Annotated in this window: 8 protein-coding genes; 3 read left to right on the plus strand and 5 right to left on the minus strand. The window is 71.9% G+C overall.

Features of this window, described 5'->3' with window-relative positions; genetic code table 11:
- Positions 1 to 95: 95 nt before the first annotated feature.
- Positions 96 to 1,256, minus strand: a complete 1,161-nt coding sequence (locus ACFYXB_RS08730; protein ID WP_389579287.1) for a magnesium and cobalt transport protein CorA — start codon at positions 1,254 to 1,256, stop codon at positions 96 to 98.
- 179 nt (positions 1,257 to 1,435) lie between these two features.
- Here ACFYXB_RS08730 and ACFYXB_RS08735 point away from each other — a divergent pair, with 179 nt between their 5' ends.
- Positions 1,436 to 2,587, plus strand: coding sequence for a winged helix DNA-binding domain-containing protein (locus ACFYXB_RS08735; protein ID WP_389579290.1), 1,152 nt, complete (start codon positions 1,436 to 1,438; stop codon positions 2,585 to 2,587).
- A gap of 91 nt (positions 2,588 to 2,678) precedes the next feature.
- Here ACFYXB_RS08735 and ACFYXB_RS08740 read toward each other — a convergent pair whose 3' ends face one another.
- The 3 genes from ACFYXB_RS08740 to ACFYXB_RS08750 form a co-directional block, all read right to left on the minus strand.
- Positions 2,679 to 3,470 carry a S1 family peptidase gene (locus ACFYXB_RS08740; protein ID WP_389579293.1) on the minus strand — a complete coding sequence of 264 codons (792 nt, stop codon included), beginning with the start codon at positions 3,468 to 3,470 and terminating at the stop codon, positions 2,679 to 2,681.
- Positions 3,471 to 3,673: 203 nt separating this feature from the next.
- Entirely contained in the window at positions 3,674 to 6,493 is a 2,820-nt protein-coding gene (locus tag ACFYXB_RS08745) for an AAA family ATPase (protein ID WP_389579296.1), read from the minus strand.
- Between the two features lie 143 nt (positions 6,494 to 6,636).
- Positions 6,637 to 7,470 (minus strand): response regulator transcription factor, encoded by an 834-nt coding sequence (locus tag ACFYXB_RS08750; protein ID WP_389579299.1) that lies wholly within the window; start codon positions 7,468 to 7,470, stop codon positions 6,637 to 6,639.
- A gap of 188 nt (positions 7,471 to 7,658) precedes the next feature.
- On the opposite strand from ACFYXB_RS08750, the gene ACFYXB_RS08755 reads away from it, so the two are divergent.
- Entirely contained in the window at positions 7,659 to 9,329 is a 1,671-nt protein-coding gene (locus tag ACFYXB_RS08755) for an AMP-binding protein (RefSeq protein ID WP_389579302.1), read from the plus strand.
- A complete protein-coding gene (locus ACFYXB_RS08760; RefSeq protein ID WP_389579304.1) occupies positions 9,326 to 10,933 on the plus strand; it encodes an AMP-binding protein in 1,608 nt (535 codons plus the stop codon). Before ACFYXB_RS08755 ends, ACFYXB_RS08760 begins: the two co-directional genes overlap by 4 nt.
- Before the next feature lie 283 nt (positions 10,934 to 11,216).
- On the opposite strand, the gene ACFYXB_RS08765 is transcribed toward ACFYXB_RS08760, so the two are convergent.
- Positions 11,217 to 11,906: a hypothetical protein gene (locus ACFYXB_RS08765; protein WP_389579307.1), complete on the minus strand. Its 690-nt coding sequence runs from the start codon at positions 11,904 to 11,906 to the stop codon at positions 11,217 to 11,219.
- Between the last annotated feature and the right edge of the window lie 129 nt (positions 11,907 to 12,035).

Consider the following 12,035-nt stretch of genomic DNA (forward strand, 5'->3'; position numbering starts at 1 on the left):
CACGTGCATCACCTCTCCCCAGGGCCCCCTTCGGCCCGATTCCTGATCGATGCGAGAGCAAAGAATGAGGGAGGGCTGAGCGAGGTGCGAGGAATCTAGAGCCAGTCCCGCCGCTTGAAGATCAGGTACAGACTGAGACAGACGATCCCCATCAGCCCGATCGCGAAGGGGTACCCGAAGCCCCAGTGCAACTCCGGCATGTTCTGGAAGTTCATGCCGTAGATCGTGCCGACGAGGGTCGGGGCGAACAGGATGGCCGCCCAGGACGAGATCTTCTTGATCTCCTCGTTCTGTTCGAAGCCCGCCTCCGCGAGCGCCCGCATCTCCGCGTTCTGCTGCTGCGTCACCAGCGTCGCGTTCACCGTGAGGATCTCCGTGAGGGCCTGGCGGAAGCCGTCGACGCGTTCGCTGGTGTGCGTGACGTGGTCGGCGACGTCGCGGAGATAGCGCTGGAGTTCCTCGTCGGTCTCGTACTTGGCGAAACCGGCGATCAGAGCGTGCAGCATGCCGACCAGCGGACGCGTCGCGCGCTGGAACTCGACCATCTCGCGGGAGAGTTCGTAGATACGGCGGGAGACCTCGGGGTCGCCGCGGAAGACCTCGGTCTCGATCTCGTCGATGTCGTTCTGGACGCCGGAGACGACGGGCGCGTAACCGTCGACCACCGAGTCGAGGATCGCGTACAGCACCGCTTCCGGGCCGAGTTTGAGTAGATCGGGGGAGTCCTCCATACGGCCCCGGACCGCCGAGAGATCGGGGGCCCCGCCGTGTCGAACCGTGATCACGAAGTCCGGGCCGACGAAGACGTGCAGCTCGCCGAAGTCGACCTCCTCGGGCGCGTCGAGATAGCGGGCGGCGCGCAGGACGACGAAGAGTGTCTCGCCGTACCGTTCCAGCTTCGGCCGCTGATGGGCCTCCATCGCGTCCTCGACCGCGAGCGGATGCAGATCGAACTCGTCGGCCAGGGAGAGGAGTTCGTCCTCCGTGGGCCGGGCGAGCCCGATCCACGCCATGCCGGAGCGCTGCCGGCGCAGTTCGCGGAAGGTGTCGGCGAGCGTGGCCGGCGCGGCGACACGCACCCCGTCGCGGTACAGCGCCGCCTGCACGATGCTGCCCGTCTCGGCCGCTTCCGCGGCCCGGGGCGCGGTGGACTCTGCGGGCGGCGCGGGCGCGGGCGGCTGCGCCGGGGGCTGGGCCCGGCGCCAGACGGACTTGCGGGAGACCCTGGAGGCGTGGCGGTCGCGTCGCTCGGGCATCGCGGGCTGCCTCTCTGTCGGGCCTGCGCCGACGTGACCACCGCGCAGGCGTGTCGTGCTACCGGCGTGATCACCGAGCAGGATATACGGGGCATACGGCGTCGGATCCGGGTTGCCGGGCGGGAATCGGTGAGAATTGCGGACCGAAGGTGTCCGCAAGCCCGACTAGCGTGCGGAGCATGACGAAGCGGAGTACGAGCACCACGAAGCGGAGCACCACCAAGGCGACGGCCCCCTTGAACGGCCCCCGCATGATCGGCACCCGCGCGCTGAACCGCGCCACCCTCGACCGGCAGCTTCTCCTGCGCCGCTCGCCCCTCTCCGCCGGCGCCGCCCTTGCGCACCTCCTCGGACTCCAGGCGCAGAACGTCAAACCCCCGTACTACGCCCTGGCCGCCCGGCTCGACGGCTTCGCCCCCGAGGAGCTGTCCCGGCTCATGGCCGACCGCGAGGCCGTCCGCATCGTCACCCTGCGCTCGACCATCCACACCCACACCGCCGACGACTGTCTCACCCTGCGCCCGCTCGTCCAGCCGGCCAGGGACCGCGAGCTGACCAACTTCCGCGCGGGGCTCGCCGGCGTCGACCTGGACCGGCTCGCCGCACTCGCCCGTGAGCTGGTCGAGGCCGAGCCGCGCACCATGCGGCAGCTGCGCGAGGCCCTGCTCGCCGAGTGGCCAGACGCCGACCCGCAGTCGCTCGCCGTCGCCGCCCGCTGCAAGCTGCCACTCGTCCAGGTCACCCCGCGCGGGCTGTGGGGCCGCAGCGGGCAGGTCGCCCTGACCACCGCCGAGCACTGGCTGGGCCGGAGCGCCGAGCCCGCCCCGGCGCCGGACGCCACGGTGCTGCGCTATCTCGCCGCCTTCGGCCCGGCCTCCGTGAAGGACATGCAGACCTGGGCCGGACTCACCCGCCTCCGGGACGCCTTCGAGCGGCTGCGCCCCCGCCTGGTCACCTTCCGCGCCCCCGACGGCACCGAACTCTTCGACCTCCCCGACGCCCCGCGCCCCGACCCGGACACCCCGGCCCCGCCCCGCTTCCTGCCCGAGTTCGACAACCTGCTCCTCTCCCACGCCGACCGCACGCGCGTCGTACCGCCCGAGTACTGGGGCCGTACCTGGCAGGGCAACCAGGCCCACCGCGCCCTCCTCGTCGACGGTTTCCTGGCGGGTGTGTGGAAACTGGCGGAGGACGCAATGGTCATCGAGGTGTTCGGCGGGCTGACCAGGGATCGGTGCGCGGAGGTGGCGGAGGAGGGCGAGCGCATGCTCGCGGTGCTGCATCCGGGAGCCGCGTACGACATCCGGTTCGGGCCCGTCGTACATCCGTAGACGTTGGATAGGGGGGCGTTGCGGGCCGCTCGTGGAGGCTCGCAGCGCCCCCCTGGCTCTGCCTGAGGGGGTGCTCAGGAGTTCTTCCGGGCTATGAGTTGACCTGTGTGGTCACCAGGTTCGAGAAGGTGGTCAGCCGGGTGTAGACACCCGGGTAACCGGCCTCCGCGCACCCCTCCCCCCAGGAAGTGATCCCTGCCAGGACGCCCCCGATGAGCAGGGGACCGCCGCTGTCGCCCTGGCAGGTGTCTACGCCGCCGGACGAGTATCCGGCGCAAACCATGTCGGACTGGACGAAGTCCGAACCGTAGGAGCTGCGGCAGCCGGAGTCGGACACGATCGGTACGGTCGCGGTCCGCAGCTGGTTGGAGGAGCTGCCGCTCTCCGAGGTGGTGCCCCAGCCGAGGATGCGGGCCGTCGTGCCGGCCGCGTACACGCTCGTCTGGGAGGAGGAGACGTACGACGCCGTCGTGTACGGCATCGAGGTCGAGAGGGTCAGTACGGCCACGTCGTCACCGTTGTTGGCGTCCGTGTAGCTGGGGTTGATCCAGATCTTGCTGACCCGGCTGACCGTGCCGTTGGTGCCGTTGAGGTAGGTCCGGCCGCCGACCACACGGACGCTGCCGGTGGTCTCGCCGACCATGCAGTGCGCCGCCGTCACGACCTTCTTCGGCGCCACCAGGGTGCCGCCGCAGAACTGGTTCTGGGACGCGTCCGTGATCTGCATCATGAACGGGTACGAGGTGGTCGTGGTCGTGCTGCCGCCGACGATGGGCTCCGGGGCGGCGACCGCCGAGGGGGCGGCGATCAGCGCGCTCGCGGCGGCGGCAGCGGCCGCCACCACCGTGGCTGCGGTCTTTCTGGCACGGGTGAGCCCGAACATGAGTCTCCTCGTGGGAATTGCCGGTGGGGGGTTCGCACGGGTGTGGGGGGTTTGCACGGGGGTCGCGGGACCGACCCCCGTATGCCCGGGCGAGCGGCACGCCCCTAAGCTAGGACCCGGGTCCCCTGACTCCCTATGAGGGAACTCCCTAGGGGCACAGGGCAGGGAAAACCCTCGGTCGGGTCAGTTAACCGGCCACGTTCTCACTTCGCGCGACGCCCCGCCGCCAGTCGGACGATATCCACCCGCGAGCGGATCCCCAGCTTCCGGTAGACCCGCGTCAGGGTGGCCTCGACCGTCTTCACGCTGATGAACAGGCGTGCGGCGATCTCCCGGTTGGTGGCGCCCTCCATGACGAGCGCGGCGACCTGACGCTCCATCGAGGCCAGACCCTCCAGACCGTCGAGCGCCGGGGGAGCGGCCGCGGGCCGCGGCTTGGGCGCCGTGCCGGCCTCGTCCACCTGGCGTAGCCAGGGCAGCGCACTGCAGCGCCGGAACAGCCGGGTGGCCTCGTCGTACGACGCCTGGCCCCGGGGGCGCAGCCGCGCGAGCGCGAAGGCGGCCCGCGCCTCCTCCATGCCGAATCCCAGCTTGGCGAGCCGGTCCTGAGCGGACGTCAGCTGGGAGACCGCGGTCTCCTGGTCGCCCTGCGCCGCCCGCACCAGCGCCTCGGCCCGGTCCAGTACGGCGAGCACGCTGTCCCGGCCGAGCCGCAGCGCGTGCTCGCGGGTGACGTCGATGACGTCCTGCGCCTCGGCGACCTCGTCGATCAGCACCAGCGCCTCGGCGAGGTCGCCCTGCCAGCGCCCGCGCGCCGGGTCGTGGACGCCCAGACTCACCTCCAGCTCGCGCACCCGGCGCAGTGAGCGGACCGTGCCCGCCGGGTCCCCGGCCACGAACTGGGCCTGTCCCAGCGCGCCCAGAGCCCGCGAGAGGTACATCTGGTCGCCGTCCTCCTCGGCGTGCTCCACCGCCTCCCGGGCCAGCGCGAGTGCCCGGTCCACGTCCCCGCCGGAGGCTTCGGCGATCGAGGCGATCATGGCGCAGGCCGTCTCGCCGATCCCGCTGTCGCGGGCCAGCCGCAGGCTGTCGCGGGCCAGGTCGAGCGCGCGTCCGCAGTGCCCGGCGCGCAGTTCGACCTCGGCGAGGCTGCGCAGGAAGTGCACCTCGCTCTCCACCGAGCCGCGCCGCCGCACCTCGCGCAGCAGCGCGGTGACCGTCGCGCGGGCCTCGGCGAGCTGGTCGCTCATCAGCAGCCAGCGGAACCTGGCGCTGCCCGCCCCGTTGTGATGGCAGGCCACCAGCGGGTCCTGAGGCTCCTTCAGGGCGCGCTTGATGGTGGCCGGGGCGTTCGGATGGCCCATCAAGGTCTCGGTCTGCGCCTGGAAGGCCAGGGAGAGCAGCTCGGTGCGCCGGTCGCCGCCGCGCGCGGCCAGCTCCGCGGCGTGCGCGGCCGCCTCGCGGGCCTCGGTGAAGTCGCCCTCCACGATCAGTCCGCGCCAGGCCAGTTGGTAGTGGACCAGGGCCAGCAGCCGGGGGTCGTCGCCCGCGTCGGCCAAAGCCTGCGGGAACACGGCGTCCACCTCCGTCATGGTGTGGCCCGCCGTGTCGATCACGATGATCCAGGCCCGCACCCGGTCCGCGGGCACGGTGGCCCGGGTCAGCACCTCGCGGGCGATGTCTCGTGCGAGGTCGATCTCGCCCGCCGTGATCGCGTCCTCCGCGGCCTGCAACCGGCGTTCGTTCGGGCCGGGCACGGTGCCTGAGGGAGTGTGCCGGGCGGCGAGCAGACCGAGTTGGGCGGCCACGGACGGCGCCCCGCGGTCCCGGGCCTGCGCGGCGGCCTCGGCGAGGCGGGCGGCGGCCTCCGGGTCGGTGCCGGTGGTCGCCAGGGCGAGGTGGCGGGCCCGCTCGATCGGGTCGGAGGCCGCCGTGGACAGCGCGGCGTGCGCGGCGCGCCGCTCGTGCGCGGGAGCCTCGGCGTACAGCGCGGCTGAGATCAGCGGGTGCGCGAACCGGATGGTGGGACCGGCCGGACCCTCGATGTCTGTTGCCAGCAGCCCGAGTTCGGCTGCCTGGGCGCACTCGGCCTCGACGTTCTCGCGGCCCGCCGCCAGCAGCAGCGCGGGGGTGGGACGCGCGCCCGCGCTGGCCACCAGCAGGGTGCGGCGGGCCTCTACCGACAGCATGTCGAGCCGGCTGAGCACCAGCGCGCGCAGCGAGGTCGGCACCGGCAGCGGCTCGCCGGGCCGGGGTGGGGTGGAGCTCTCGGCCAGCGCACGGCCCAACTCCAGGGCGAACAGCGGGTTTCCGCCACTGGTGCGGTGTATCTCGCGGACCGTGGAGCGCGTCAGGCCGGTGTGGCCGCGGTCGTCGAGCAGGGCCGACACCTGGGCGCGGGAGAGCGGGCCGAGGCGCAGGGCGACGGTGTCCGGCGGGGACGCGCGTAGATGGCGGTCGTACTCCTGGCCCTCGGAGCCCTCGGTCCGTACCGCGCACAGCAGTTGGACCGGCGTGCCGCCCAGGCGGCGGGCGGCGAAGCCGAGGAGTTCCGCGCTGGCCGGGTCCAGCCACTGCAGGTCGTCGGCGACGATCAGGACGGTGCCCTCGGCGGCGAGCGCGCGCAGCGCGGACAGCACTGCGAGGCGCAGCGCAAGGCCGTCGCGCTGGAGGGAGGACTCGCCGCGGCCGGTGAGCGCCGACTCCAGGGCGGTGCGCTGGGCCGTGGGCAGCCGTCCCGAGACCTGGTCGAGGGCCAGGCCGAGCAGGTCGGCCAGTGCGAGGAAGGGCAGATGCGATTCGGACTCGGTGGCCGAACACCGCAACACGGTGCGGGCGGCGCCGGTGTATTCGGCGGCCAATGCCCGCAGGACGGTCGATTTCCCTATTCCGGCGGGGCCGTGGAGCAGCACACTGCCGCCCGAGGTGAGCTGCTCACGGGCGTCCGTGAACAGGTCCTCCCGGCCGATGACCAGGTCGGGGCGGCATCGAGCAGGCTCCTGGAAGTCCCGTCGCACGGTCACCGCTCCCCTCGTGTCGTGTCCGGACCAAATTCTAGGCAATGATCCTTGAAATTCGGACGGAAGACATGGTGAGCGAAATAACAGGTGCCCCGCACAAGGATATTCGCGGGTTGGTCCTGATGAATGGACAAGGTTCCTTACGACTACGGCAGTAGCCCCGCCCGACGAGCCGTCGCCACCGCTTCCCCGCGCGTGTGGGCGCCCAACCGGCGCATGGCCGAGCGCAGATAGCCCTTGACCGTCTCGGGGCGCAGACCCAGGCGTTCGGCCACCGCCGCATTGGTCGCACCCGCCGCCACACAGGCCAGGACGTCCAGCTCGCGCGGCGCCAGACTCGCGGCACGCACCGGTTCCGTAGCAGTCAACAGGCCGCAGGCGGCGAGGAGTTCGGCCCGCAGCGCGGGGTCCGAGATCCTCGGCGCCAGGGCCCGCAGCGCCGCGTGGGCCTCCCGCACCTGCTCCCAGGAGGCACCGGCGGCCGCGTCGGCGACCGGCTCCGGGCGGGCCGCCGCCAGCAGCTCCTGCGCCTTGTCCCGGACCACCAGCGTCTGCTCCACGTCCCGCGCCACCGCCACCGCCGCGCTCAATGTGCGGTCGCCCAGCGGCTGGGCCGCGCGTAGGGCGCCGTACAACACGCCCCGCACCCGGCGCCGTACCACCACCGGAACGGCGAGCACCGAGCGCAGGCCCTCCACGGCCACCGGCACGTCGTACTCGTGGCTGATCTGCCGCGACGACGAGTAGTCCGTCACCGCGCACGGCCGGGCCAGCGCCACCGCCTTGCCGCCCAGGCCGTTGCCCGAGGTCACCGCGAGCGAGCGCAGGGCCACGGTGGCCGTGCCGCTCAGCTCGCTGATGCGCACCCGCGGCCGTCCGGGCTCGACCAGGCCGCCGAAGGCCACCGGAAGCCCCGTCGCACGCCGCAGCCGGGCCAGCGCGCCCTGGATCTCCACCACCCCCGTGCCGTCTCCTGCCACCTGTTCGCCCCTTCGTCGCGGCCTTTGTGCTGTCCACACCCCCGTACGGGGGTAGTGAGACCTGAGTCACGGATTACACGATGCCAGAGAGCCGCCCGGCAATGGTCCGGCACCAGGGAGTGAGCCGTAGGGGCGAAACGGTCAGGGAGCGACCCGGGGGCGAACGACCAAAAAGGAGAGGTGGGCATATGACGACGGCCACGGAGGTGTTCCGCACGGCACGGGACTTCCTGTTGGAGCACCGCGAGGACTACGCCACGGCCTGCGAGGGCTTCAGCTGGCCGCGACCCGAGCAGTTCAACTGGGCCCTGGACTGGTTCGACGTCATCGCGGACGGCAACGACCGCACCGCCCTGCACATCGTCGAGGAGCACGGCACCGAGACCAGGCTGTCCTTCGCCGAGCTGTCCGACCGCTCCGACCGCGTCGCGAACTGGCTGCGCGAGCGCGGTGTGGGCGCCGAGGACCGCATCCTGGTCATGCTCGGCAACCAGGCCGAGCTGTGGGAGGCCATGCTCGCCGCGATGAAGCTGCGTGCCGTCGTCATCCCGGCCACCCCGCTGCTGGGCCCCGCCGACCTGCGCGACCGCGTCGAACGCGGCCAGGTGCGGCATGTGCTCGTGCGCGCGGCCGACACCGGCAAGTTCGACGAAGTGCCCGGCGACTACACGCGCATCGCGGTGGGCGGCGCCCTCAAGGGCTGGCAGGCGTACGAGGACGCGTACGCCGCCTCCGCCGAGTTCACGCCGGACGGCCCCACCCGGTCCGACGACCCGCTGATGCTGTACTTCACCTCGGGCACCACCGCCCGCCCCAAGCTGGTCGAGCACACGCACCTCTCGTACCCGGTCGGCCATCTGGCCACCATGTACTGGATCGGCCTGAAGCCCGGCGACGTGCACCTCAACATCTCCTCACCGGGGTGGGCCAAGCACGCCTGGTCCAATCTGTTCGCCCCGTGGAACGCGGAGGCGACCGTCTTCATCCACAACTACACACGCTTCGACGCGACCCGGCTGATGGCCGAGATGGACCGGGCGCAGGTCACCACCTTCTGCGCCCCGCCGACCGTGTGGCGCATGCTCATCCAGGCCGACCTCACCCAGCTGCGCACCCCACCCCGCGAGGCCGTCGCCGCGGGCGAGCCGCTGAACCCCGAGGTCATCGAGCAGGTCCGCCGCTCCTGGGGCGTCACCATCCGGGACGGGTTCGGGCAGACCGAGACCGCCGTGCAGGTCTCCAACAGCCCCGGCCAGGCCCTGAAGACCGGCTCCATGGGCCGGCCCAGCCCCGGCTACCGCGTCGAACTCCTCGACCCCGTCTCCGGCGCCCCCGGGGTGAGCGAGGGCGAGATCGCGCTCGACCTGTCGGACCGCCCGGTGGGCCTCATGACCGGCTACCACGGCGACGCCGACCGTACGGCCGAGGCGATGGCGGGCGGCTACTACCGCACCGGCGACATCGGCTCCCGGGATGAGGACGGCTACATCACCTACGTCGGCCGCTCCGACGACGTCTTCAAGGCCTCCGACTACAAGATCAGCCCCTTCGAGCTGGAGAGCGCGCTGCTGGAGCACGAGGCGGTGGCCGAGGCGGCGGTCGTGCCCGCGCCGGACGAGGTGCGCCTGGCCGTGCCCAAGGCGTACATCGTCCTCGCCGAGGGCTGGGAGCCGGGACCGGACACCGCGAAGGTCCTCTTCGAGCACTCCCGCGAGGTCCTCGCGCCGTACAAGCGCATCCGCCGCCTGGAGTTCGGCGAACTGCCCAAGACCGTCTCCGGCAAGATCCGCCGCATCGAGCTGCGCGAGGCGACGGCCGGGGGCTCGGCGGACGAGTACCGCGAGGAGGACTTCCGGTGAGCGAGTCGTCGTACACGCACGGCACGAGCGCCACGACGCTGCTCGGCGACACCATCGGGGCCAGCCTGGACCGGGCGGTCGCGGCCTGGCCGGAGCGCGAGGCCCTGGTCGACGTGCCCTCCGGGCGGCGCTGGACGTACGCCGAATTCTCCGCCGACGTCGACGACTTGGCGTACGCGCTCCTGGCGAGCGGGGTCGCCAAGGGCGACCGGGTGGGCATCTGGGCGGTCAACTGCGCCGAGTGGGTGCTGGTGCAGTACGCCACCGCCCGGATCGGCGCGATCATGGTGAACATCAATCCGGCGTACCGGACCCACGAGGTGGAGTACGTCCTCAGCCAGGCCGGGATCTCGCTGCTGTTCGCCTCGCTCAGCCACAAGACGAGCGACTACCGGGCGATGGTCGAGCAAGTGCGGGGCCGGTGCCCGCAGTTGCGGGAGACGGTGTACATGGGGGACGCGAGCTGGGAGGCGTTCTCCCGGCGCGGAGGGGCGGAGCGGCGCGCTGAACTCGATGCGCGTCAGGCCGAGTTGTCGTGCGACGACCCCATCAACATCCAGTACACCTCGGGGACAACGGGCTTCCCGAAGGGGGCGACCCTCTCCCACCACAACATCCTCAACAACGGTTATTTCGTGGGCGAGTCGATCGCCTACAGCGAGCAGGACCGGATCTGCATCCCGGTGCCCTTCTACCACTGCTTCGGCATGGTGATGGGCAACCTGGCGGCGACCTCGCACGGCGCGTGCATGGTCATCCCGGCGCCGTCCTTCGAACCGGCGGCGACGCTGGCGGCGGTCCAGCAGGAGCGGTGCACGTCCCTGTACGGCGTCCCGACCATGTTCATAGCGGAGTTGAACCTGCCCGACTTCGCGACGTACGACCTCTCCACCCTGCGCACCGGGATCATGGCGGGCTCGCCCTGTCCGGTCGAGGTGATGAAGCGGGTCGTCGCGGAGATGCACATGGCCGAGGTGTCCATCTGCTACGGCATGACCGAGACCTCCCCGGTCTCCCTGCAGACCCGTATCGACGACGACCTGGAGCACCGCACGGGCACGGTCGGCCGGGTGCTGCCGCACCTGGAGGTGAAGGTCGTCGACCCGGTGACCGGCGTGACCCAACCCCGGGGCTCGGCGGGCGAGTTGTGCACCCGCGGCTACAGCGTGATGCTCGGCTACTGGAACGAGCCCGAGAGGACCGCCGAGGCCATCGACCCCGGCCGCTGGATGCACACCGGCGACCTGGCGCTGATGCGCGAGGACGGGTATGTGGAGATCGTCGGCCGGATCAAGGACATGATCATCCGGGGCGGCGAGAACATCTACCCGCGCGAGATCGAGGAGTTCCTCTACGCCCACCCGAAGATCAGGGACGTACAGATTGTCGGGGTGCCGCACGAGACGTACGGCGAGGAGGTGCTGGCCTGTGTCGTCCCGCACGACGCGGCCGATCCGCTGACGCTGGTGGAACTGCGCGCCTACTGCGAGGGACGCCTCGCGCACTACAAGGTGCCGAGCCGACTGCAGATCCTGGACGCGTTCCCGATGACGGTGTCCGGCAAGGTACGCAAGATCGAACTGCGGGAGCGGTACGGGGCGTAGCCCTCCGGGCCTTCGCGACGCCTTCCGGGCCCCGGCCGCCGACGCGGCCGGGGCCCGGCACGTTGCCGTGCCCGGGCGTCGTGCGGTGCGGCGTTTCGCGGTGCGCCGGCCCGCTTCTGGCGTGGGACGGTGTCGACGATGCGGCCTGGCGGGGCGGCTGTCAGGTATGGCAGCGCGTTCGTGCGAGGCGGCCTTCCGCGGCCGTGACCGCCGCTGTGGTCGGTCGGGGCTCCGTGTGCGGCTCGGGCCTCCGGTCGGCTGCGCGGTGCGCGACGGGTGCCGGTCAGGCGCCAGGCGCGTTCAGTTCGTCGGCCGGGCTGTTCACCGGTTGTGGGGTGCCCGTGAGGTCCAGGACGAACAGGGGGACGCCGAGGGAGTCGGCGCGGGTGCGGGCCTCTTCGGTGTACCCGGCGAGGGAGAAGTAGACGCACTCCGCGGACTCCGTCATCGCAGTCAGCCACAGGCACTCCACGTCACGCAGCGAGGCGGGGCGGACCGTCGGGTCGACCTGGGCCACCAGACCGCGCGCGGCGAGGCCTATGCCGGACGGGGGCCGCTGGTCGGCGCGGCGGATGTCCTGGTAGCCCAGCCAGCGCAGATACAAGGCGGCGGTGGTGACCGCGTCGCGCGCGGTGCGGATCGTCACGGGCTGGAAGGCCCGGCGCGGCTGTGCCTCCTCGGCGGGCCCGGAGCCCGGATCCGGCGCCGAGGCCACCCCGGCGACCGGGATGCGCAGCACCGTTCCGCACGGGCAGCCCAGCTCCGGGTGCGGCCACTCGTCCCGGCGGCCGCAGGACGCGCAGCACACGGTCACCCAGTCCTCGTCCCAGCTGCGCTGCGCGAGCACGTCCGGCGCGGCCCGCCGGTCCAGCACCGGGGCGACCGGGGCACCGCACGCGCAGGGGTACGACGGCGCGGCGTAGACGTGCTCGCGACGGCAGGCCGGACAGCACACCGGCACGCTGTCGGACATGGTCCTCTCCAAGGCGTTTCCTCAGGGCGTCTCATCGGGACAGCGGTCCCATCGTGCTCCTGTCGGGCCCGGGTTGTCCGTCTCTTGACGGCCTTTGGTCACCCGCCTACATTGATTCCAGATAGTAGA

This window comes from Streptomyces sp. NPDC002619 (assembly GCF_042889305.1).
Taxonomy (GTDB): domain Bacteria; phylum Actinomycetota; class Actinomycetes; order Streptomycetales; family Streptomycetaceae; genus Streptomyces.